This is a genomic window from Serratia sp. JSRIV002, from assembly GCF_019968725.1.
Lineage (GTDB): Bacteria > Pseudomonadota > Gammaproteobacteria > Enterobacterales > Enterobacteriaceae > Chania > Chania fonticola_B.
Genome location: NZ_CP074143.1, coordinates 2,777,726 through 2,801,279, shown reverse-complemented (window position 1 = coordinate 2,801,279; position 23,554 = coordinate 2,777,726). Strand labels below are relative to the sequence as shown.

The 23,554-nt window shown below is 53.9% G+C and carries 24 protein-coding genes and 1 other annotated feature; of the genes, 3 read left to right on the top strand and 21 right to left on the bottom strand.

Features of this window, described 5'->3' with window-relative positions; all coding sequences use genetic code 11:
* Positions 1-6: 6 nt before the first annotated feature.
* The 21 genes from KGP26_RS13220 to thrS form a co-directional block, all read right to left on the bottom strand.
* Positions 7-744, bottom strand: a complete 738-nt coding sequence (locus KGP26_RS13220) for an EAL domain-containing protein (protein ID WP_223665558.1) — start codon at positions 742-744, stop codon at positions 7-9.
* A 301-nt stretch (positions 745-1,045) separates the two neighbouring features.
* Positions 1,046-2,059: a lipoate--protein ligase A gene (locus KGP26_RS13215; protein WP_059202022.1), complete on the bottom strand. Its 1,014-nt coding sequence runs from the start codon at positions 2,057-2,059 to the stop codon at positions 1,046-1,048.
* A 57-nt stretch (positions 2,060-2,116) separates the two neighbouring features.
* Positions 2,117-2,575 (bottom strand): NlpC/P60 family protein, encoded by a 459-nt coding sequence (locus KGP26_RS13210; protein ID WP_021178133.1) that lies wholly within the window; start codon positions 2,573-2,575, stop codon positions 2,117-2,119.
* 167 nt (positions 2,576-2,742) lie between these two features.
* On the bottom strand, positions 2,743-3,132 hold the full coding sequence (arnF, locus tag KGP26_RS13205; protein ID WP_059200705.1) for a 4-amino-4-deoxy-L-arabinose-phosphoundecaprenol flippase subunit ArnF: 390 nt from the start codon (positions 3,130-3,132) through the stop codon (positions 2,743-2,745).
* Entirely contained in the window at positions 3,129-3,473 is a 345-nt protein-coding gene (gene arnE, locus KGP26_RS13200; protein ID WP_021178136.1) for a 4-amino-4-deoxy-L-arabinose-phosphoundecaprenol flippase subunit ArnE, read from the bottom strand. The genes arnF and arnE overlap by 4 nt, the downstream gene beginning before the upstream one ends.
* Positions 3,470-5,134, bottom strand: coding sequence for a lipid IV(A) 4-amino-4-deoxy-L-arabinosyltransferase (gene arnT / locus KGP26_RS13195; RefSeq protein WP_223665557.1), 1,665 nt, complete (start codon positions 5,132-5,134; stop codon positions 3,470-3,472). The genes arnE and arnT overlap by 4 nt, the downstream gene beginning before the upstream one ends.
* The gene (gene arnD, locus KGP26_RS13190) at positions 5,131-6,042 is read right to left on the bottom strand and encodes a 4-deoxy-4-formamido-L-arabinose-phosphoundecaprenol deformylase (RefSeq protein WP_094981802.1); all 912 of its coding nucleotides are present in this window, start codon (positions 6,040-6,042) and stop codon (positions 5,131-5,133) included. Before arnD ends, arnT begins: the two co-directional genes overlap by 4 nt.
* On the bottom strand, positions 6,039-8,021 hold the full coding sequence (arnA, locus tag KGP26_RS13185; protein ID WP_094981861.1) for a bifunctional UDP-4-amino-4-deoxy-L-arabinose formyltransferase/UDP-glucuronic acid oxidase ArnA: 1,983 nt from the start codon (positions 8,019-8,021) through the stop codon (positions 6,039-6,041). Before arnA ends, arnD begins: the two co-directional genes overlap by 4 nt.
* Positions 8,021-9,001, bottom strand: coding sequence for an undecaprenyl-phosphate 4-deoxy-4-formamido-L-arabinose transferase (gene arnC / locus KGP26_RS13180; protein WP_021804588.1), 981 nt, complete (start codon positions 8,999-9,001; stop codon positions 8,021-8,023). The genes arnA and arnC overlap by 1 nt, the downstream gene beginning before the upstream one ends.
* Complete coding sequence (gene arnB, locus KGP26_RS13175; protein ID WP_021804589.1) at positions 8,988-10,142, bottom strand: UDP-4-amino-4-deoxy-L-arabinose aminotransferase; 1,155 nt, start codon at positions 10,140-10,142, stop codon at positions 8,988-8,990. Before arnB ends, arnC begins: the two co-directional genes overlap by 14 nt.
* Positions 10,143-10,539: 397 nt before the next feature.
* Positions 10,540-11,295, bottom strand: coding sequence for a vitamin B12 ABC transporter ATP-binding protein BtuD (gene btuD / locus KGP26_RS13170; RefSeq protein ID WP_223665556.1), 756 nt, complete (start codon positions 11,293-11,295; stop codon positions 10,540-10,542).
* A 16-nt stretch (positions 11,296-11,311) separates the two neighbouring features.
* Positions 11,312-11,863: a glutathione peroxidase gene (locus KGP26_RS13165; RefSeq protein ID WP_021804591.1), complete on the bottom strand. Its 552-nt coding sequence runs from the start codon at positions 11,861-11,863 to the stop codon at positions 11,312-11,314.
* Positions 11,864-11,933: 70 nt separating this feature from the next.
* The gene (gene btuC, locus KGP26_RS13160) at positions 11,934-12,941 is read right to left on the bottom strand and encodes a vitamin B12 ABC transporter permease BtuC (protein ID WP_021804592.1); all 1,008 of its coding nucleotides are present in this window, start codon (positions 12,939-12,941) and stop codon (positions 11,934-11,936) included.
* 246 nt (positions 12,942-13,187) lie between these two features.
* The gene (gene ihfA / locus KGP26_RS13155) at positions 13,188-13,484 is read right to left on the bottom strand and encodes an integration host factor subunit alpha (protein WP_004943604.1); all 297 of its coding nucleotides are present in this window, start codon (positions 13,482-13,484) and stop codon (positions 13,188-13,190) included.
* A gap of 4 nt (positions 13,485-13,488) precedes the next feature.
* On the bottom strand, positions 13,489-15,876 hold the full coding sequence (gene pheT / locus KGP26_RS13150; RefSeq protein ID WP_059200700.1) for a phenylalanine--tRNA ligase subunit beta: 2,388 nt from the start codon (positions 15,874-15,876) through the stop codon (positions 13,489-13,491).
* Between the two features lie 14 nt (positions 15,877-15,890).
* Positions 15,891-16,874 (bottom strand): phenylalanine--tRNA ligase subunit alpha, encoded by a 984-nt coding sequence (gene pheS, locus KGP26_RS13145; RefSeq protein WP_021804595.1) that lies wholly within the window; start codon positions 16,872-16,874, stop codon positions 15,891-15,893.
* 139 nt (positions 16,875-17,013) lie between these two features.
* Positions 17,014-17,138 (bottom strand) — a sequence feature (Phe leader region).
* On the bottom strand, positions 17,088-17,132 hold the full coding sequence (pheM, locus tag KGP26_RS13140; protein WP_121608962.1) for a pheST operon leader peptide PheM: 45 nt from the start codon (positions 17,130-17,132) through the stop codon (positions 17,088-17,090). (Overlaps the previous feature by 45 nt.)
* Positions 17,139-17,251: 113 nt before the next feature.
* Positions 17,252-17,608 (bottom strand): 50S ribosomal protein L20, encoded by a 357-nt coding sequence (rplT, locus tag KGP26_RS13135; protein ID WP_004963673.1) that lies wholly within the window; start codon positions 17,606-17,608, stop codon positions 17,252-17,254.
* Between the two features lie 43 nt (positions 17,609-17,651).
* Positions 17,652-17,849, bottom strand: coding sequence for a 50S ribosomal protein L35 (gene rpmI / locus KGP26_RS13130; RefSeq protein ID WP_004931418.1), 198 nt, complete (start codon positions 17,847-17,849; stop codon positions 17,652-17,654).
* Positions 17,850-17,946: 97 nt separating this feature from the next.
* Positions 17,947-18,498, bottom strand: coding sequence for a translation initiation factor IF-3 (infC, locus tag KGP26_RS13125; protein WP_071683678.1), 552 nt, complete (start codon positions 18,496-18,498; stop codon positions 17,947-17,949).
* Between the two features lie 3 nt (positions 18,499-18,501).
* Positions 18,502-20,430, bottom strand: coding sequence for a threonine--tRNA ligase (gene thrS, locus KGP26_RS13120; protein WP_021178149.1), 1,929 nt, complete (start codon positions 20,428-20,430; stop codon positions 18,502-18,504).
* A 303-nt stretch (positions 20,431-20,733) separates the two neighbouring features.
* Here thrS and KGP26_RS13115 point away from each other — a divergent pair, with 303 nt between their 5' ends.
* The 3 genes from KGP26_RS13115 (at position 20,734) to KGP26_RS13105 (ending at position 23,535) form a co-directional block, all read left to right on the top strand.
* Positions 20,734-21,312 (top strand): DUF2239 family protein, encoded by a 579-nt coding sequence (locus KGP26_RS13115; RefSeq protein WP_179251477.1) that lies wholly within the window; start codon positions 20,734-20,736, stop codon positions 21,310-21,312.
* A gap of 98 nt (positions 21,313-21,410) precedes the next feature.
* Positions 21,411-22,775, top strand: coding sequence for an MATE family efflux transporter (locus KGP26_RS13110; RefSeq protein WP_094981805.1), 1,365 nt, complete (start codon positions 21,411-21,413; stop codon positions 22,773-22,775).
* Between the two features lie 73 nt (positions 22,776-22,848).
* Positions 22,849-23,535 carry a MarC family NAAT transporter gene (locus tag KGP26_RS13105; RefSeq protein ID WP_209523569.1) on the top strand — a complete coding sequence of 229 codons (687 nt, stop codon included), beginning with the start codon at positions 22,849-22,851 and terminating at the stop codon, positions 23,533-23,535.
* Positions 23,536-23,554: the final 19 nt, after the last annotated feature.

The window sequence follows — 23,554 nt, the reverse complement described above, 5'->3', positions numbered from 1 at the left end:
CAAAAATCAGTTATTATTATCGAACTCTTCAGCAATCCTGCGTAGAGACCGCAGATTATCCACACTGATGGCAGGCCATAAAAATCCCTGTAGCCCTAAAACACCGGTGTTGGTCAGTTTATTGAAATACTCATGTTTCTCAATGCCGCAAACAATAACTCCCTTACAAAGTTGATTGATATTCTTAAGCAGTGAATCGATAACCAGGTCATATCCCTGTTGGGTAAACAATTGCCAATAAAAACGTTTGTCGATCTTCACAACATCAAATAAACCATCGTACAAGGCGGTCAACGTCGCTTTGCCCGAACCGAAGCCATCGAGCCACAGCGAAAAGTAAGCACTTAACAAGCGGATTTTCCCGTTGTCTTTCCCCGCGGAAAGGTTGGGGAAACTCTCATTGATTTCAAAGGCAATAAACGGCAACTGCTGAACGCGTTGACGACGCTCTGCGCTGCCAAGCAGCCAATCGACAACCGTTTCTTCGATATTAATGGTCAACAGCACCTTGTTGGCAACAAACCACGAGGCCTGCTTTTCGGCCAGCATTAACTGGTCGTTGAATAACTCAATCCTTTGTTCCGGGGTTAATAACCGCAGGCCGATCTCCGTAGGCATCGCCAGGTTATCGCCCGAGCCAGTAAAACGGGTGAGAAGTTCCACCGCCAGTAATCTTCCCGTCATGGCGTAAATCGGCAGGAAGACATACTGACTAATAAAATCAACGTCAGATTGAATATTCATTTTAATGCCAGAGGCTTAATGGCGTGCAAAACATCCTATAACAATAAGTTATACCGATCAATCCCTGGGAGATAGTTCAGAAATAGTAATGCGATTAGCCAGGCATTGCCAAGTAATTGATAGTTTTAGCGATGTTTTTTTGTGCAGGCAGTCAGATGCGTTAATTTACTTTGCGGCAGCTATCGTTACAAATTAATAGCCTTATGCAAGGTGTGAATTCATTTTTGATGTTCAACGATCAGGTGATGCGGCGACCACCTGATTTTATTAATAAAATTCCTAATTTATTTGCCACACAGCACTACTTGATGGTTTCCAACAGCCAACGCCGCAACTCACTAAGCTCGTTCTCCTGCTGCGGATATTGCGCTACCAGCTGTGCACAACAGTCTGCCAACGCCTCGCTGCGATAGGCACAGCCCACCAGCTTTTCGGCCAAAGTCTGTAATGGCGCAGGGTTAAGGCTGTCGGTGAAGATCTGCGCGCGTACAATCGCGCCCTTCTCCACGTCAAAGAAGATATCCACCCCACCCCAGGTAAAGCGCTCATTCAGCAAGTGGCTAAACGCTGGCGCTTTGCCAAAATTCCATTCCCAACTGCTCTGCTTGGCAAATTGCTGGGCAAAATCAGGCAGGTCTGGGAAGACATCCGGGGAGATCACTTCCGGCTGTGCCGTTTCACCATAATGGGCGAAGAAAGCCTGAATGACGGCGTCACAAACCTGCTGATGGTCGATTTCTGGCACAAACTCGGCCAGGTTGGCGACCCTGGAACGCACGGAAGTGATGCCTTTCGCCTGCAATTTTTTCGGATCGGGATTGAGATAGTCTGCCAGGCGATTGAGATCGGCATTCAACAGCAGCGTACCGTGATGAAAACCGCGATCCTGAGTTTCGCGGTAGGCTGAGCCGGAGATCTTGCGCACTCCGTCGGCCGTTTCGACCACCAAATCGTTACGTCCGGAAGCCGAAGCATCAACACCCAGCTGTTTCAGCGCCGCCAGAATAATGCCGGTAGAGACGGTTTTATCATAACCGGGCTTACCGGCCATAAAGGTAAAGCAGGTATTGCCCAAATCGTGAAACACTGCCCCGCCGCCGCTGCTGCGCCGTGCCAGACGAATGCCATCCTGCTCCATCCGCCGGGTATTGCACTCTTTCCACGGGTTCTGCGACTGGCCGATCACCACGGTTTCGGCATTACGCCACAGGAAGAGGATTTTTTGCGTGGTCATTTCGCGGAAGATGCACTCTTCTACCGCCAGATTAAACCAGGGATCGTAGGAATCGGAAATCAATAAACGTAAGGAATTCATGGCAGTCACCTCATCATGCAGTGCTGCCATAATACACCAGATAGCGGGTTTGGGGCGTTAAATCCGGCGCGCCTGCCAGTACACCTTGCGCCAGTAAACGTTGTTGAGTGAGGAACGCGTCACGCCTTTGCTGGTAGAAGCATGAATAAACTCGTCGTTGGTATCGTAGATCCCCACATGCAGGCCATTCTCTCCGCTGCCGGTTTTAAAGAACACCAAATCGCCCGGCATCAGCTCGTCGCGCGAGACTTTGGTCCCCAGCCCGGTTTGCTGCGCCGTGGATCGCGGTAATTGCATATCAAAACGATCGCTGAAGGTGCGATAGACAAAGCCGGAACAGTCAACACCGCCGCGATCTAGCCCACCGTAGCGATACGGGGTGCCATACCATTGACGCAGTTGCTCGTTCAATTGCGCTACCACCACGATGGAATCGGACAAACGGCCACTCGGCGGTGGCGCATGGCTGCTGCAACCGGCGAGAATTAAACTGGCTAATAGAAACCACACACGCATCGCATTTTACCTTTCACTTGAACACCGAAGCGGATCAACCGCCTGCGATATTTCACCACGCCACCCCAGGTAAGGAGAATGCTGTTTGGCATTAATTTATCGCTCAAGATAATAAAAAGGCAAGTTTTGTCCATGAGATATTCGAATCAACAGCGTTTTTTCCGCTATTAACGATTTTTTGCCGCCCGATGGCTGTTAATCAACCAGACGCCGAACAGAATAAAGAGCGTCCCCAGCGTTTTGAGCAAAGTGGCCGATTCATTAAACCAGGGCAGGATCACCGCCGCCAGGTAAACCAGCGCGTAGCTGACGCTCAATAGCGGATAAGCCCGGTTCAGTGGCAGATAATGTAGCGCGAAGAACCAGCACAGCATTGATAATGCATAGCCGAAGATGCCAACGGCCACCGCTATCAAGGCCATTCCGTACTGGCTGAGTAACGGCCAGGTAACATCGGCAAACGACAACAACGGGATTTGCCCCATGCCCCACTTCATCAGCAACTGGGCCAGCGTCACTAACAGAACGCTGCCCGCCCCCCAAAGATAACCTTTCATGATTGCAGACTCATCAGCAGGATCCCCAGCATGATCGACGCCACGCCGCACCAGTGACGCACCGTAGTCGGCTCGTTAAACAACCAGCGTGCCGCCAGCGTCACCAGGACAAAATTGAGGCTCAGCATCGGATAGGCCAGGCTGAGCGGCAGGCGCTGCAACACATTTAGCCACACCAACATGCCCAGCCCCAATAGCAGCACCGCCAGCGCCAACCAGCGCAGCGTTAAAGCCCGCCGCCGATCGCCAGCCTGTTGCCAGGTAAGGGCAGCCTGTTTCTGACACAGCTGCCCCGCACAGGTGAACAGGCTAACCAGGATCACCAACAAATACCCCATCATGGTTGCTGCTTATACCATACCAATGCCATGCGGTGCATCTCGACCACGCTGTCTGGCGGTGGCAAATCTGTCGGCACGTGCTCACCACGGGAGAGTTGCATTACCAGTGACACATCCCCCTGTTTGCGAGCCTGAGCCAACCAGCCAGCAAAATCTTCTTCGCCGATATAGTGGCCACGTGCATCGGGATACGCCAAGCCATAACTCAGCTCGCCTTTTTCACCGTACATCAGCACATCGCTGCGTTTCAGTTCCCAGGCCAGGCCTGCGGCGATACCCACACGATCGGCCAGCACAAACTGGCTCTGGCTGAGCGTAGCTATATTCTCACGAATGAAGTTTTGCGGCTGCTTGGAGTCGATCACCTGTTGCGGAATAGCGTAACCGATCAACAGACAAAGCAGCAGCGGGCAAGCGGCCGCCCAGGTCCAGCGTTTTGCGTTATCACGAGCGGAAATCACGGCAAACAACAGCCAACCACCAAAGGCAATCAGGCCGAGCACGATTTTTGGCCACTCATCGGCGGTAAACAGATGCACTTTATGTAACACACCGGAGCCGATGAGCAACAACGCGATAATGCCAATCAGACCAAACAGGCCATTCAGTAGGGCATTCACCTTAAAGACGCGAGTACGTAACTGCCCCGCGCAATCCTCGGCGTAAGCCGCCATCAGCAGTGCCAACGGCGCCATGCAAGGCAGAATATAGGTCGGCAGCTTGCCTTTGGCGATGCTGAAGAAGATCAGCGGCATCACCACCCAGCTCAACAGGAAAAACAGCTCCGGGCGCTGCACACGCTCACGCCATCCCTTTAGCAGGGAACCTGGCAACAACCCCAACCACGGCAGTACCGCAGCGATCAGGATCGGGATGTAATACCAGAAAGGTGCCTTATGCTGGGCATTCTCTTCGGCAAAGCGCTGAATATGCTCCACCCAGAAGAAGTAGTTCCAATAATCCGGCTCTCGTTGGGCCACTGCCAGCGCCCACGGCAGGCTGAGCAGTACCGCCACCACGATCGCCACTGGCCCATAGCAGAACAGATCTTTGACCTTACGCTGCTGAATAACAATGGGGATAACGGCAATCACCGGCACTGCCAGCGCCAGAAAGCCTTTGGTCATAAAACCCATGCCACAGGCCAGCCCGAGCAACACATAGCCACCCAGCTTACCTTTGGCTGTGGTGGCTTTCAGCGTCAGGTAATAGCTGACCATGGCTGCCGTCAGCCACAGCGAGATCATCGGATCGAGCACGCTATAAGTACCGATACTGAAAACCAGCACCATTGACAGGAAAATCAGCACCGCCAGGTAGGCACGACGCGCATTTTTCCACATCAGCCAGGCCAGAGCAAAGACCAGCAAGGCGGTCAGGCCAGTGCTGAATATCGAGCCAAAGCGCACGGCAAAGTTGCTATCGCCGAACAACCACTGGCTAATGTTGTTAAACCAGTAACCGGCGACCGGCTTTTCAAAATAGCGCAGGCCGAGCAGATTAGGCACTATCCAATCTCCGCGTGCCAGCATTTCACGGCTGATTTCGGCGTAGCGGGTTTCATCCGGCTGCCACAGCAGCCGCCCATTCACCGGCAGCAGATACACCAGGGCAAAAAAAATGGCCAATACGATGGCCCAGGATCCTTTCAACGCTTTCATGAAACCTTTTCTCCCCCAACTTCGGTTTGATAACCCAACCAGCCTTCTCGGCCAGGAAATGGTGCGCGTATAATGCGGCCTAGCGGCAGTGATGACACGTCTTGGGGCAGCAATGCGCTCAGCGGGCAGAACTCGATGCCTTGCTGTTTTGCACGCTGTAACAGCTGTTCGAACATGGCCGACTGCGACATACCTTCCACCTCGGTATGTATGGTGTACACTGGCACCCCACGATCGTTTTCTATCGCTCGCAGAATATAATCATTGAAATCCGCCATGCTGGTTTCACGGCCAATCACCTCATCAAAGGTGGGGAGCGTAACGGGGATTTGCACCGTGCCCGGCTGGCCGTTCTCTAATAGCGGACGGAAAGGATGGGTGCCGCGGCAATCACTGTTGTACTCGAAACCAAAACCTTGCTTCACCTCCACGATGCGCTGATCGGCACGCCACCCCGCCACCGCCGAAAATCGGACAGGTTGGCCGATCGCATTGGCCAGTGCATCAACACCCAACTGAACCTGACGTGTCAACTCGGGTTTGGACCACTGCCCCACCTTGGCCTGCCACCCTTGATGATCCCAGGCATGCAACCCCACTTCGTGGCCCACTTCCAACGTGCGCTTCATCAACGGCCCCAAAGATCGGGAAATATTCCGCCCAGGCCACGCAGTTCCCGCCAGCAGGATATCCCAGCCATACAGGGAAGCGGCCTTGGAACGTAGCATTTTCAACAGGAATTGGGGGCGAAGCAGGCGCCACAAGTGGCGCCCCATGTTGTCCGGCCCGACGCTGAAGAAAAAGCTGGCCTGAATATCGTATTTGGCAAACAGTTCCAGCAGGCGCGGTACCCCTTCACGGGTACCGCTAAAGGTGTCTACATCAACTCGCAGGCCGACCTTCCTCATGCACCATCACCTTCCTTTACCGTGGTACGCAGGAAGTAGTCCAGCGTCTCGGCAACGGTTTGCTGCATAGCGATCGTCGGCTGCCAGCCGAGCAGGCGGCGAGCATTCTTGATGCTTGGCGTACGGTGTTCAACGTCCTGATACCCTTTGCCGTAGTAGCTACTGCTTTCCACGTCCTTGAAACCGGCAAACGGCGGGAAATTGCCGCGCAGCGGATGCTCATTGAAGCTGGCCAGCAGCATTTCCGCCAGCTCACGAATACTGGCTTCGTTGGTTGGGTTGCCGATGTTGACGATCTGACCATCGCATTGGCCGTCGCGGTTTTCAATAATGCGGTACAGCGCTTCAATACCGTCGTTGATATCGGTAAAGCAACGTTTCTGCGCCCCACCGTCCACCAGCTTGATCGGTGAGCCTTCAACCAGGTTCAGGATCAACTGGGTGATCGCGCGCGATGAGCCGATACGCGCCGCATCCAGGTTATCCAGGCGTGGCCCCATCCAGTTAAACGGACGGAACAGCGTGAACTTCAGGCCTTCTTTGGCCCCATAAGCCCAGATCACCCGATCCAACAGCTGTTTGGAAACCGAATAGATCCAGCGCTGTTTATTGATTGGCCCGACGATCAGACGCGAGGTGTCCTCATCAAACTCTTTATCGTCGCACATGCCATAAACTTCTGAAGTGGACGGGAAGATGATGCGTTTGTTGTATTTCACACAGTCGCGAACGATTTTCAGGTTTTCTTCGAAATCCAACTCGAACACGCGCAGCGGATTACGGGTGTATTCGATCGGTGTGGCGATCGCCACCAGCGGCAGAACCACGTCGCACTTCTTGATGTGATATTCGATCCACTCGGAATGAATGCTGATATCCCCTTCCACAAAGTGGAAGCGTGGGTTATCCAGGAAACGGCTGATGGCATCAGAACCGATATCCAGGCCATAGATATCATAACGATCTTCGCGCAACAGGCGTTCAGTGAGATGGTTGCCGATAAAACCGTTCACGCCCAGGATCAGCACGCGGGTACGGCGCTTCATCACAGAGTTTGGCTTGGCAGCCAGACGTACGTCGCTCACCATGCCCATTTCCGCTGCCAGACGGCTGCCTTGTACATACAAACCAGATTCGCTCTGGCCAGCCACGATTTCCAGCGCGCCTTCACCACAGGCAATCACCAATGGGGTGGTGCTCAGCACCGTGCCAGGCTGCTTATCATGCGCGGTGTCCAGCACGCGAGCGCGCCAAACGATCACTTTGCGCTGGCCCAGATAGCTGAATGCGCCCGGATAAGGTTCGGTGACAGCACGTACCAGGTTGTTGATTTCATGAGCAGACTTGTGCCATTGGATCTCACCGTCGGCAGCGGTACGGCGGCCAAAATAGCTGGCCTCCGCTTCGTTTTGCACCGTCAGGCTGGCCGTACCGTTTTTCAGTTTCGGCAACTGCTCTTTCAAGACAATCTGCGCCGCTTCCAACACTTTTTTGTGCAGCGTCAGCGCGGTGTCCTGCTCGGAAATCGCCACTTTATGCTGACCTACGATATCACCGGCATCCGGACGTTTGACCATCTTGTGCAGCGTAGCACCGGTCTCGGTTTCGCCGTTCACCAGCGCCCAGTTGATCGGCGCGCGACCACGGTAGCGTGGCAACAGTGAACCATGTAGGTTAAAACCGCCTTTAGGAGCCAGAGAAAGGATCTCATCGCTCAACATATTGCGGTAGTAGAAAGAGAAAATGATATCCGGCTGTAGTTCACGGATACGCTCAACCCACAGCGGATGATTGACATCTTCCGGCGCATACACCGGCAGCTCCAGTTCAGCACCCTGGCGAGCAACGGAAGAGAAGAAGTTGTTTTCACCTGGATCATCGGTATGGGTAAATACGGCCTGTACGTCATAGCCCGCTTCTGTCAGCGCTTTCAAACCTGCGCAGCCGATATCATGGTAAGCAAATACAATAGCTTTCATCATTCTTCTTCCTGATTATTTTGGGTTGGTTTGGCACCGACCACTTTCTGGACAAAATAGCGGGGACGAGCGCGGACGTCGTTATAAATCCGGCCGATGTACTCCCCTAACAATCCCATACCGACAAACTGTGCACCGATAAAGGTGAATAACACCGCAAACAGCGTGAACACTCCGCCTGCCGCCCATTCCGGCCCCAGGACCAAGCGCAGCACGATCAGCAACACCGCCAGCACGAAGCCTGACAGCGCAATCACGCTACCTACCACGCTGAGCAGACGCAACGGCGTGGTAGTCAGGCAGGTGATCAGGTCATACATCAGGTTGATCAGCTTCATCAGGCTATATTTGGAGTCACCGAACTCGCGCTCAGCGTGACGCACCTCGATCTCCGTGGTACGGCGAGCAAAGGTGTTGGCCAGGATCGGAATAAAAGTACTGCGCTCATGGCAGTGCAGCATCGCCTCAATGATATGGCGGCGATAGGCACGCAGCATGCATCCATAGTCGCCCATGGATTTACCGGTCGCGCGCTGGATCATCATATTGATCATGCGGGAAGCCGTCTTGCGGAACCAGGAGTCCTGACGGTTGGCACGCACGGTCCCCACCACGTCATAACCCTCTTCCGCGACGCTGACCAGACGGGGAATTTCCTCCGGCGGGTTTTGCAAATCGGCATCCAGGGTGATCACCAGATCGCCACTGACCTGATTGAAGCCCGCCATGATGGCGGAATGCTGGCCGTAGTTACGGTTCAGCAGCACGGCAATAATGCAACTATCAGGCTGTTCCGCCGCAGCGGTCAGCATGGCGGCAGAGTTGTCGCTGCTGCCATCATCAATCAGAATAATTTCATAAGGTTGCAATAGTTGTTTACAGGCGGCGGTGGTGCGCTCCAACAAGGCAGGTAAACTCTCCTGCTCGTTGTACACCGGGATCACCACCGAAACTTTGCTAATAGGTTCAGCGCGAGACACGGGAAGACTCCAATACGGAAGACAAGGCATTGACCACGCGATCGACATCGGCTTCGGTCATATCTGGGAACAGCGGTAAAGTGCACAGGCGTGCCGAGTTCCATTCGGTATTGGGCAGTGACAGCTGTGGGTAACGTTCGCGGTAGAATTTTTGCGTATGGGCGGCGCGGAAATGCAGACCGGTGCCAACCCCAACTTCTTTCAGCCGTTCCATCAGTTGATCGCGCCCAATGCCGCAACGTTGTTCATCAACACGCACCATAAACAGGTGCCAGGCGTGATCGTGCGGATAATCTGGTAACCCCAACGGCTGGAAAGGCGAATCTTGCAGCGCGGCCAGGTAACGTTCCGCCAGCACCTTGCGCCGGGCGTTCAACTCTGGCAAACGCGCCAGCTGCACCACAGCAATCGCCGCATGAATATCTGACAGGTTGTATTTGTAGCCAGGTTCAACCACTTCTGCCTGCGGCTTACGCCCCTGCAGTTGGCGGTCAAAAGCGTCAACGCCCAGGCCGTGGAACTTCAGGCAGCGGACGCGATCGGCCAGTTCATCGTCATCGGTCGCGATCAGGCCGCCTTCAGCACAGGTCAGGTTTTTGATGGCGTGGAAAGAGAAAATGGCAGTACCCCGCGCGCCCACCCATTCACCATCGAAACGGGTGCCTACGGCGTGAGCCGCATCTTCAATCAGGGGGAGGTTGTGGCGTTCAGCCACTGCGCGCAGTTCATCCATCGGTAATGGTGCGCCCGCATAGTGAACGGGAATAATCGCTTTGGTACGTGGGGTGATGGCCGCCTCAACATCGGCTGCACTGACCATCAAAGTGTCCCGGTCAACATCGATCATCACCGGCGTAGCGCCAAGCAATTCGATCATGTTGAGGGTGGAAACCCAGGTTTGTGAAGGGGTAATGACTTCATCCCCTGGCCCGATATCCAGAGCCATCAGAGTGATGTGCATTCCCGCCGTTGCAGAGCAGACGGCAACCGCATGCTTGCAGCCGAAAGTTCGGCAAAACTCGCTTTCCAACTGCTGATTTTGCGGCCCGGTGGTGATCCAGCCAGAACGCAACACCTTTTCTACCGCCGCAATTTCTTCATCCCCAATGGCCGGGCGTGAAAAAGGCAGGAATTGATCCATAATTAAACCCCAAACGTCTCGATTTTCTTTAAACTACTGTAAGACTTTTACATTTAACGAATAGTAAACGTCGCAAAGAATGATCACTGGTGGATTAACTGCCAATGTACTTGGGCAAGCTTAACTAAACCTTAAGGGAGAAATTATTATCAGGAAACCTTCTGTAAAACTTCTTCATCAAGGAACTTATAATTAGTTGCATAATCATTGAGTTATGCAGTTATATTTTTTTACTTATTTTTTTTCAACCCGATCAGCGTAGCAGGTAATCGTGGATTTTCCATCTTATTTTGTGAGCTTAACCAGAGAATTTGTCCCCATGCAGGGGAATTATATCGAGCACGTTTACTTTCCGTTTAACTTCTAATTAACCGATTAAAATAGCAGCTAAACATCGCTAGGCCGTTTTGGTCATAATCCAGCGCTGCTCTCCTACCGCCTGCAAATGAAAATCCACGTCATAAACCTTGGATAATAACCCCGGCGCCATGACCTCGTGGGTCCCCCCCTCGGCGACCAACCTTCCGGCTTGCAGCAACCAGACCCGATCGGCCTGTTGCAAGGTATGATTGAGATCGTGAGCGCAAACCAAGGCGCTGCGGCCACTTTGGCAAAATTCGCGCAACAGGCGATCGAGCGCCACCTTTTGCGCCACATCCAGGCTGTTGGTCGGTTCATCCAGCAGCAGTAATTGGCTTAGCGGGTTAACCGTTGGCCAAACCTGTAACAATACTGCGGCCAGCCGCACCCGTTGCCATTCCCCCCCAGAGAGTTGAGTCAACATGCGGGATAATTTATCCGCCAGCTTTAGGCTACGTGCCAAATACAGGATGGCTTTTTCCAGGTCACCTTCGTCCGCCCCGGCGGGCTGATGTAAGGCGAGATATTGAAATACCGGCATCAGCGCAACCGGAGGCTGCTGCTGGCACAGATAAGCCCGGTGTTTTGCCAGTTCATTCCCCGTATACGCTTCCAGCAAACGCCCAGACAGCCAAACTTCGCCAAACCCTGGCAGCATACCCGCCAATCTGGCCAACAGCGTACTCTTACCCGCGCCGTTTGGGCCGATCAGGTGCACCTGCAACCCAGCGGCGATCTGCCCAGAAAACGGCATCAATCGCCCTTCTACCCCTACCTCACTGAGCTGCAGCATGGTTCTGATCGCTCCTTTACTTGGCCAAAGCCTGTTTGATGGCCTCGGACACCTGTGGATCTTCTGGCGTCATATCCGGCGAGAAGCGTTGGATCACCTGACCGTCGCGGCCAATCAAGAATTTCTCAAAGTTCCACAGGATATCGCCGGTCTGCTTCGGCGCACGGCCCTTGCTGCTCATCCGCTCCAGGAAACCACTGCCTTCTGGTGCGACGGCCTGTGGCTGTGCGGCAATCAGTTCCCGATACAGCGGATGACGGCCCTCACCATTGACTTCAATTTTGGCAAACATCGGGAACTGGACGCCAAAGGTGCCACGGCAGAACGCCAGGATCTCCTCATTACTGCCCGGTTCCTGGCCAAGAAACTCATTGGAAGGGAAGCCCAACACCGCAAAACCCTGCTCACGCCAGGTTTCATAAAGCTTTTCCAGACCTTCATATTGCTTGGTCAGGCCGCATTCCGACGCTACGTTGACCACCAGCAGTACTTTTCCGGCATAGGCGTTCAGCGTGGTAGATTGGTTCTCAATGGTTTGCAGGGGAATGGCATAAATGGGGTTGCTCATCAGATGTTTTCCTTTGGTTTTATTTGCAGGTGAGACAGAAAAACGCCGCCGGTCATTACCGGCAGCCGGTTTACCTTACGCTTTTTGTCCGGGCCAGTAACCAGATAAAAAGAGGCGCTCCCAGCGTTGCAGTAACCACGCCGATGGGTAATTCTGCCGAAAACAGCGCAATCCGCGCCACCACGTCAGCCACTAACAGCACGCCCGCGCCCGCCAGCGCGCAGCCAGGTAACAGATAACGTTGGTTGGTCAAACCGCTGAGGCGCAAAATATGCGGGATCACCAGGCCGATAAAGCCAATCACACCCGCCAAGGCCACGCTGGTGCCCACCAGCCAGCCGATGGCCAGCACCAGCAGATTACGCCATACGTGCAGGGAAAGACCCAACTGCCGCGCCTGCATTTCGCCAAGCGCCATCAAGTTCAGCACCTTGCCTTGCGCACATAGCCACAGCAGCGCCGGCAACAGGGCTAACAACAGCCATTTCTGCCGCCAATCCACCCCGCCGAAACCGCCCATCATCCAGTACATCAGTTGCCGCAGGTCGAGGCTCGAACTGAAATACACGGCCCAGGTCATAATCGCGCTGCACACAATCCCCAGCGCTACCCCCACCAGCAGCAAACGTGCGTTGCTCAAGCGGCGACGGCGGGCAAAAATCAGCAACAGGAAGGTCATCACCAGGGCACCTGCGATGGCGTTCATGCTCATCAGCGCCACCGGCAGCAGGCCGTTGCCAAACAGCACCGTCAGCACCAGCGCCACTCCGGCACCGTTGGATACGCCAAGCAGTCCAGGCTCCGCCAACGGGTTCTCAAACAGAGCCTGCATCGCCGCCCCGGCCACCGCCAGGCTTGCCCCCACCAGCATCACCGCCAGCGCTCGTGGCAGGCGCAATTGCCAGACAAACAGCTGTGCAGGCTCCCCCAACCACTGCGCAGGCCAGATCCACAGATCCCCGGCGCTCAGGCTGAAGGAAAATGCCAGTACGACGCCCAGCGTCAGCCAGGCCAAATAGCGTTTATCACGGCGGTGTTGATGCTGTTGTAACAAAGTGAAGGTCTGACTGCTCGGCATAACTACACAACTTCCCTACTGGCCGATAGCGGCCTGAAAATAACGTCTTGCAGCAAATAGTAGGAGGTTCGGGCGTTTAGGGGAAGAACTGAGTGAACGAATGGTGGGGAAAGCAGCGGCTGGCAATGCCGATCATCGAGGTGATGATGGTAATAGATGGGAACAGCATGCAGCGCTGACCAATTGAGGTTGGTAAACCGCCCAAAGAAAAAGGCCGCTTGCGCGGCCTTTTTGGCGTTGTGTAACCTACTCTTTCGGGCTGGCGTTCTCCACCCGGCTTTTCAGTTTCTGTCCCGGACGGAAAGTGACCACGCGGCGCGCCGTAATCGGAATGTCCTCACCGGTTTTCGGGTTGCGTCCCGGACGTTGGTTCTTGTCTCGCAAATCAAAATTGCCAAAACCAGACAGCTTGACCTGTTCTCCGTTCTCCAAAGCTCGACGGACCTCTTCAAAGAACAGTTCTACCAGGTCTTTGGCATCCCGTTTGCTAAGCCCTAGCTTCTCAAACAGGTGTTCTGACATTTCAGCTTTAGTAAGCGCCATAGGTTCAATCCCTCAAGGATGCTTGGAATCGCTGTTTTAGAGCCTCTACACATTTTGCAACGGTAGCGGCAATCTCCTCTTCTTCCAGTGTACGGGCGGTATCCTGCAACACCAGACTGATAGCCAGGCTCTTATAACCCTCAGCTACGCCCTTGCCACGGTACACATCAAACAAGTTTACGCCAACTACCTGATTTGCGCCAACTTTCTTACACTCTGCCAAAATATCTTCTGCGGCGACGTTTTCAGCCACTACAACGGCGATATCGCGGCGGTTTGCAGGGAAGCGAGAAACCTCACGGGCCTGAGGCACGGCGCGGCTTGCGAGCTTGTTCCACTCCAATTCAAATACCACAGTACGGCCGTTAAGATCCAGTTTACGTTCAAGTTCTGGGTGAACCACACCGATGAAACCGACACGTTCGCCGTGTAAATAAATGGCCGCACTTTGCCCAGGATGCAGGGCGGGATTGGACTCTGCCTTGAACTGAATTTCGGATAATTTACCGGTCAGTTCCAATACCGATTCCAGATCCCCTTTCAAATCATAGAAGTCCACCGGCTTTCTTGCCAGATCCCAATGCTCATCATGGGTATGCCCGGCAATCACGCCAGCCAGCATGACATCCTGACGGATACCCAGATTTGCCGCAGTATCAGGCACAAAGCGCAGCCCGCTCTCAAACAGGCGCACCCGAGTTTGCTGGCGATTCTGGTTGTATACCACCGCCGAAAGCAGGCCAGTCCACAGTGACAGACGCATTGCAGACATCTCTACCGAGATAGGGCTTGGCAGGATCAGGGCTTCTTCACCTGGGTGCAGCAACGCTTGCACTTTCGGGTCGACAAAACTGTAAGTAATTGCTTCCTGATAGCCATGATCGACCAACATGGTCTTCACGCGCTTGAGGGTCAGATCGGATTCGCGGTGTTTGGTCATCACCAGATCGGCGCGCACTGGCACATCCGGGATGTTGTTGTAGCCATAGACACGGGCCACCTCTTCCACCAAATCTTCTTCGATCTCCATATCGAAACGCCAGCTTGGTGCCACCGCAAGCCAGTTGTCGCCCTGCTCGGTAACCAGGCAACCCAGACGACGCAGAATATCGCTCACCTGCTCGCTTGGCACCACGTGGCCAATCAGACGGTCCAGCTTTTCACGGCGCAGCGCAATGGTGGCACGCTTCGGTAAGGTGCTCTCATCGCTAACGTCAATGATTGGGCCAGCCTGCCCTCCGCAAATGTCGATCAGCAGGCGTGTGGCACGCTCCATCGCTTTATGTTGCAGTGCCGGATCTACGCCACGCTCGTAACGATGTGAAGCATCAGTATGCAGGCCATGGCGGCGAGCACGGCCAGTAATCGACAGTGGGCTGAAGAAAGCACACTCCAGCAGCACATCCTGGGTTTCATCATTCACGCCAGAGTGCTCACCGCCAAAGATGCCGCCCATGGCCAGCGCTTTTTGCTGATCGGCAATCACCAGGGTATCTGCCTGCAGTTTGGCTTCGTTGCCATCCAGCAGACGCAGGGTTTCACCTTCGTGAGCCATACGCACCACGATACCGCCCTCAATGCGATTGAGGTCAAAGGCGTGCATTGGCTGGCCCAGCTCCATCAGCACGTAGTTGGTCACATCAACCACGGCATCAATCGAGCGAATACCGGCGCGGCGCAGCTTCTCGCGCATCCACAGCGGTGAAGGTGCCTTCACGTTGATGCCTTTCACTACGCGGCCAAGGTAACGTGGGCACGCCTGAGGGGCTTCTACACGGATTGGCAGAGTATCGGTGATAGTGGCAGCTACCGGGCTCATATCCGGCTCGCTCAGCGGCAGTTGGTTCAGCACGGCAACGTCGCGCGCGACGCCAATGATGCCCAGGCAATCGGCACGGTTCGGCGTGACGCTGATTTCGATCGCGCTATCGTTCAGTTGCAGATAGTCACGGATATCGGTGCCGATCGGCGCATCTGCCGGCAGCTCAATGATGCCGTCATGATCGTCTGAAATCGCCAGTTCGGAGAACGAACACAGCATGCCTTCAGAAGGCTCGCCACGCAGCTTGGCAGCCTTGATTTTAAAGTCACCTGGCAACACGGCACCGACGGTAGCAACGGCTACTTTCAGGCCAGCACGGCAGTTTGGCGCACCACAAACGATATCTAACAGGCGCTCACCGCCCACGTCGACTTTGGTTACGCGCAGTTTGTCGGCGTTCGGGTGTTGACCGCACTCCACCACATGGCCCACGACCACGCCGTTGAACACGCCAGCCACCGGCTCAACGCCGTCTACTTCCAGGCCGGCCATGGTGATTTGATCGGATAATGCTTCGCTGCTGATGGCCGGGTTTACCCACTCGCGCAACCAGAGTTCACTGAATTTCATGTGATATTCCCGCCTTACTTAAACTGTTTGAGGAAACGCAGATCGTTTTCGAAGAACGCACGCAGGTCGGTGACGCCGTAACGCAGCATCGTCAGACGCTCCATACCCATACCGAAGGCAAAACCGGAATAGATTTCCGGATCGATGCCCACGTTGCGCAGTACGTTCGGGTGCACCATGCCGCAACCCAACACTTCCAGCCACTTGCCGTTTTTGCCCATGACATCCACTTCGGCAGAAGGTTCGGTGAACGGGAAATAGGAAGGACGGAAACGAACCTGCAGATCTTCTTCAAAGAAGTTGTTCAGGAAATCGTGCAGCGTCCCTTTCAGGTTGGTGAAGCTGATGTCCTTGTCGACGATCAGCCCTTCCATCTGGTGGAACATCGGGGTATGCGTCTGATCGTAGTCGTTACGATACACACGGCCCGGCGCGATGATACGGATCGGTGGCTGCTGGTTCTTCATGGTGCGGATCTGCACGCCAGAGGTTTGGGTACGCAGCAGGCGCGTCGCGTCAAACCAGAAGGTATCGTGATCTGCACGGGCTGGGTGATGCCCTGGGATATTCAGCGCGTCGAAGTTATGATAATCGTCTTCGATTTCCGGGCCGGTCTCTACCGAGAAGCCCAGTTCGCCAAAGAAGGTTTCGATACGATCGATGGTGCGAGTAACCGGGTGCAGGCCACCGTTCTCCAGGCGACGCCCCGGCAGCGAGACGTCGATGGTCTCCGCCGCCAGGCGAGCGTTCAGCACCGCAGACTCCAATGCGTTCTTACGCGCGTTCAGCGCATCCTGAACTTCCTGTTTTGCCTGGTTGATCACCGCCCCGGCTGCCGGGCGATCTTCCGCTGGCACTTCACGCAGGGACTGCATCTGTAAGGTAAAATGACCTTTCTTGCCAAAATATTCGACGCGTACCAAATCCAACGCGGCAACATCTTGGGCATCTTCTACGGCTGCCTTGGCGTTGGCAACCAGCTCTGCGAGATGTGACATTGCTTTCCTCTTCCTCTGGCCTTGTGGCCCTAAGTAATTGTTATCTATTATTCCAACACGCCTTTGGTTGATCTTCAAAGAATTTCAAGCCGTAGCCAGGCAATTGCCGTGGGCCTGAAAGGCGCTGAAGGTGGCCAAAAACAAAAAAGCCTCCACTTGGGAGGCTTGGGCGCTACTTTCCGTTTCTTTTCTTACGCGCAAAGCCTCCTGAAGTCAGGCGCTAAAGTAAAAAAAGAAGCGGAAAATAACAGCGTGCATGTTGGTAGTACCTTGTCGATGGATTGGCAACCAGTGTGATAGCGCCAGCCGATAAAAGTCAATATCCGTATTGGGAACAAACAGTAAAAGAGGGAGCAAGCTCCCTCTTTTCAACCAGCTTACGCCAGTGCTGCTTTCGCTTTTTCAACCAGTGCGCCAAAGGCCACTTTGTCGAATACTGCGATGTCAGCCAGGATCTTACGGTCAATTTCAATAGAAGCTTTTTTCAAGCCGTTAATGAATTTGCTGTAAGACAAGCCGTTCTGACGAGCAGCTGCGTTGATACGTGCAATCCACAGCTGACGGAACTGACGCTTACGTTGACGACGGTCACGGTAAGCATACTGACCTGCTTTGATTACTGCCTGGAAGGCAACACGATAAACGCGCGAACGGGCACCGTAGTAACCTTTCGCTTGTTTCAGTATTTTCTTGTGACGTGCGCGTGCAATTACACCACGTTTTACGCGAGCCATATGCTCTCTCCTAAAGTCTTATTCTAGATTCAAAAAATATGGCTTATGCGTACGGCAGGCACGCAGTAACCAGGACCAGATCGTTTTTAGACACCATGCCTTTCGGACGCAGATGACGTTTACGCTTGGTTGCTTTTTTGGTCAGAATATGACGCAGGTTAGCATGTTTGCGCTTAAAACCACCGCTGCCGGTCTTTTTGAAGCGCTTGGCTGCACCACGTACAGTTTTAATCTTTGGCATGTTAATTAAATCCACTTCGCATTGTTAAACAACGAATCAGTGAGGCGAATAAAACCCACGCACGCTTGCACGGCGTGGGTTCGATTACTTGGAAGCCTTACTGTTTCTTCTTGGGTGCGAGCACCATAATCATCTGACGGCCTTCGATCCTTGTTGGGAAGGATTCGACCACTGCCAGATCAATATCTTCACACAGGTCTTTACGGACGCGGTTAAGCACTTCCATACCGATCTGCTGGTGCGCCATTTCACGCCCACGGAAACGCAGGGTGATCTTGGCTTTATCGCCGTCTTCCAGAAAGCGAATCAGGTTGCGTAGTTTGACCTGATAGTCGCCATCATCGGTGCCAGGACGGAATTTGATTTCCTTAACCTGGATAACTTTTTGCTTCTTCTTCTGTTCTTTGGTCGACTTGCTCTTCTCGTAGAGGAATTTGCCGTAATCCATGATCCGGCAAACTGGCGGTTCGGCATTTGGGCTGATCTCTACTAAATCAACACCCGCTTCCTCAGCTTTTTCAAGAGCTTCATTCAGACTGACAATACCAATCTGCTCGCCATCGACGCCGGTTAGGCGAACTTCTTGCGCGCGAATTTCTTTGTTAATGCGATTTGGACGCGCCGGTTGAACTCGTTTTCCGCCTTTAATACTTTATTCCTCCAGTTGATGAAGACTTCGGCTGCGTATCTCATGTAGCAGCTTGTCTACGACTTCTTGTACGTCCAGGCTCCCCAGGTCTTTGCCACGGCGGGTACGAACGGCAACTTTGCCTGATTCGACCTCTTTATCACCGCACACCAACATGTATGGAACCCGTCGTAAAGTATGTTCGCGAATTTTAAAGCCAATCTTCTCGTTTCTCAAGTCCGCTTTTGCCCGAATGCCTGCATCTTGCAGTTTTTTGGTCAATTGCTGGACGTAATCAGACTGGCTGTCGGTGATATTCATCACCACTACCTGCACTGGAGCAATCCAGGTTGGGTAGAAACCGGCATATTCTTCGGTAAGGATACCAATGAAGCGCTCCATGGAGCCAAGAATAGCACGGTGTATCATTACCGGGACCACGCGTTCGTTGTTTTCGCCAACATACGACGCGCCTAAACGGCCCGGTAAGAAGAAATCGAGTTGCACGGTACCACATTGCCATGCGCGATCCAAACAATCATGCAAGGTAAATTCAATTTTTGGTCCGTAGAAAGCGCCCTCACCCGGCTGATATTCAAACGGAATCCCGTTTTCAGTCAGCGCAGCGGCCAGATCGTTTTCGGCTCGAGTCCACATTTCGTCAGTCCCAATGCGCTTCTCTGGACGGGTGGACAGTTTCACCACAATCTTTTCGAAGCCAAAGACACCGTACATATCGTAGACCATTTTGATGCAGTCGTTCACTTCGGAACGTACCTGATCTTCGGTACAGAAGATATGGGCATCGTCCTGGGTGAAGCCACGCACACGCATCAGGCCATGCAGCGAACCTGATGGCTCGTTACGGTGGCAGCTACCGAACTCGCCCATACGCAGCGGCAGATCACGGTAAGACTTCAGGCCCTGGTTGAAGATCTGCACGTGGCCCGGGCAGTTCATCGGCTTGATGCAATATTCACGGTTCTCTGAAGACGTGGTGAACATGGCGTCTTTGTAGTTTTCCCAGTGGCCGGTTTTTTCCCACAGCACGCGGTCCATCATGAACGGCCCTTTCACTTCCTGATACTGGTGCTCTTTGAGCTTCATGCGCACAAAGGCTTCCAATTCGCGGAAGATGGTCCAGCCGTCGTTATGCCAGAACACCATGCCAGGGGCTTCTTCCTGCATATGATACAGGTCGAGCTGCTTGCCGATCTTGCGGTGGTCACGCTTGGCCGCTTCTTCCAGGCGTTGCAGGTAGGCATTCAGCTGCTTCTTGTCTGCCCAGGCAGTGCCGTAGATACGTTGCAGCATTTTGTTTTTGCTGTCGCCACGCCAGTAGGCACCGGAGGTTTTCTGCAGTTTGAAATGGTGGCAGAAACGCATATTCGGCACGTGCGGGCCACGGCACATATCCACGTATTCTTCGTGATGATACAGGCCTGGGCGATCGTCATGGCTGATATTTTCATCCAGAATCGCCACCTTGTAGCTTTCGCCACGGGCTGCGAAGGTGTCGCGGGCTTCCTGCCAGCTCACTGTTTTCTTGATGACGTCATAATCTTTGTCGGCCAATTCATGCATCCGCTTCTCCAGCAGATCCAGATCTTCCTGCGTCAGAGTATGGTCGAGGTCAACATCATAGTAGAAACCGTTGTCGATCACCGGGCCAATGGCCATTTTGGTGTCTGGCCACAGCTGTTTGATCGCATGACCCAGCAGGTGCGCACAGGAGTGGCGCATGATTTCCAGGCCTTCGGCATCTTTGATGGTAATGATGGCCAGTTGTGCATCGGCTTCGATAGCATCGTTGGCATCGACCAGTTCACCGTTAACGCGGCCAGCAATACAGGCTTTGGCAAGGCCAGGGCCGATATCACGGGCAACATCCATCGGGGAAACGGCATGGTCGTATTGACGCTGACTTCCGTCAGGAAGAGTAATAACAGGCATTCATAATTCCTTATCTACAGTGGTGACCCACACGACAGATCACATGCAGTACAGATATTTTGGTTAGTGTTGAGTCAGTTATGCGTCATATCTCGCCCACAATTGCCAGATTGACGCACAACTTGGTCCGTTAGTCACACGCGAACCTCCAGTGGCTGTTCACAGCCTTGCGAATAGTAACATTAAAACTGTAGAGGATAAATAAAGCGCAGTTTACTCTGCAGCAGAATCGATCTGGGCTTGACTTACCACGATGACTCGGTCAAATTACCCGGGTAAAATAATTTAACCCGGATATAAAACATGAAAACCATCAATACGCCAAGCTGCACCGCATTTTTGCAGCATCAACGGGTAGCCACCGGGTCTTATGCCGAAGTTGCACAAGCACTGGCTGCGCTGGATCTCACTGCCGGGGGGCTGTTAGTGTTTGATGATGCTACCGGCTCCCAAGTGGATTACCCTTGGCCAGCAGGCTACGTTTGGCCCCAGCCTGATGGCGATGTCACTGAGCTTGATGGCGAACCGGCAGCTCAGCCCTCGGTTGGGAGGCCCAAGCTCGGCGTGGTAGCCCGCGAAGTGACGCTTCTTCCCCGTCACTGGGAATGGCTGGCACAACAGCGTGGTGGAGCCTCTGCGGCACTACGTCGTCTGGTTGATGAAGCCCGGCGCACCTCGGTCGAGCAGGATAATGAACGCCGTATCAAAGAGAACAGCTATCGATTTATGAGCGCCATCGCCGGTTCTTTACCAGGCTATGAAGAAGCCACGCGTGCACTGTTTGGCCACGATGGCAAGCTGTTTGCCGAACGCATTGTGCACTGGCCTGCCGATATCCAGGCACATCTGGCCTGGATGACTCGCGATGCCTTCCCCCGGTGATAATAACCCGGCGGGCGCAGCATGCGGCGCCCCTACATATGAGTTTCAGTATCACTAGAGCTCTTTATACGTCTTTCAGGCGCAGGAAAAACGATTAAATGCAAACCCGTCCGCAGCACAAGCAGCCACCGCTTTGGCGCATCTATCTGATCTTTTTGGTGCCTATGGTGCTGTCCAACTTCCTGCAAGGATTTTCAGGCACGCTAAACGGCATCTATATCGGCCAGATGCTCGGCACCCCTGCACTGGCCGCCATCTCTGGCATGTTCCCGGTGGTGTTCTTCTTTATCTCACTGGTGATTGGCGTTGGTGCCGGTGCCTCGGTGCTGATTGGGCAGGCATGGGGCGCGAATGAACCAGAAAAAGTCAAAACCATTGCCGGTACGGCCTTGATGCTGGGCGTGACGCTTGGCTTACTGGCGGCAGTATTTGGCAGTCTGTTCGCCCGGCAGGCGCTACAAGCCCTAGGCACGCCAGCGGACGTGCTGGAAGAGGCGGTTTCTTACGCCCGCATCATGATGCTGATTATGCCCTTGCTGCTGGTATTTGTGTTGTTCACCCAGTTGCTGCGCGGCGTCAGTGACACGATCTCCCCACTCTTGGCCCTACTGCTGTCTACCATCGTCGGCTTGCTGCTCACCCCGGCCCTGATCCGTGGCTGGCTGGGTTTTGCCCCCATGGGCATACAGAGCGCGGCTCTGGCAGGTATGGTCGGTAACGCAGTGGCGATGGTGTATCTGACATTGCGCCTGCGCCGCAAAAAACACGTGCTGGCCCCCGATCGGGCCATGCTGGCCGCGCTCAAGCTGGATACGGTGGTGCTACGCAAAGTATTACGTATTGGCCTGCCCACCGGTTTACAAATGGTGGTAATTTCTATCTCTGAATTGATCATCCTGACGCTGGTCAACCGCCACGGTTCGGATGCCACGGCAGCCTACGGCGCCGTGACACAGATCGTTAACTATGTGCAATTCCCGGCCCTGTCGATTGCCATCACCGCCTCTATTTTGGGTGCTCAGGCCATCGGCGCTGGCAAAACCGAACGCATTGCCCCCATCTTGCGTACCGGGTTGTATATCAACCTCTGGTTGACCGGTTCGTTGATTATTCTGGTCTACCTGCTGTCGCATTGGCTGTTGGGTCTGTTCCTGACCAGCCAGGTAGTATTGGCAGAAGCGGAGCATTTATTGCATATCATGCTGTGGAGCATGCTGGTATTTGGTTTCCAGGCGATTGTCGGCGGCATCATGCGCGCCAGTGGCGTGGTGTTGGTACCGGTGACAATATCCATTCTCTGCATCGTGGCCGTACAGTTGCCAGCGGCCTACCTGCTCAGCAATCACTTTGGCTTGGAGGGGGTATGGATGGCATTCCCTATCGCCTATTTGACAATGCTGGCATTGCAAACAACGTTTTATAGGTTGGTATGGAGGAACAGAAAAATTGAGCGTCTAGTCTGACACGGATAGCCACAGTACTTATTTGGGCGTAGTGACTGCGCCCCCATTTCATTCTTTTGCTGGGGTTTGTTATATGTCGAGTATTCTGCAGTTGTTTCAGGCCATCGGGGTTGGGCTGGCCCTACTGTTGCCACTGGCCAACCCGCTAACCACCGTGGCGTTGCTGCTCGGTCTGTCGGGAAATATGACCAACGAAGAACGCAACCATCAGTCGCTGATGGCTTCGGTCTACGTGTTCTGCATCATGACGGTCGCGTTCTATGCCGGTCAGCTAGTGATGAGCACTTTTGGAATTTCCATCCCCGGGTTGCGGATCGCCGGAGGGTTGATTGTCGCCTTTATCGGTTTTCGCATGCTGTTCCCACAGCAAAGTGCCGATGAAACACCGGAGGTAGAAACCAAAAGCAGAGAGCTGCACAAGAAAACCTCGGCCAATATCGCGTTTGTCCCGCTGGCCATGCCAAGCACCGCCGGGCCGGGTACTATCGCCATGATCATCAGTACCTCATCCAGCGTCCACGAAAATACCCTGGGCTTTGCCCACTGGGTGCTGCTGGCCGCACCGGTGGCCATTTTCCTGTCGATAGCGATCATTTTGTGGATCTGTTTACGCAGTTCCACGGCGATCATGAAACTGGTTGGTGAAAGCGGTATTGAGGCCATTTCCCGCCTGATGGGCTTCCTGCTGGTGTGTATGGGCGTGCAGTTTATTATCAACGGCGTGTTGGAGCTGATTTCTACCTACGTACCAATGACCTAACCCTACCGGCCCCGCTGTT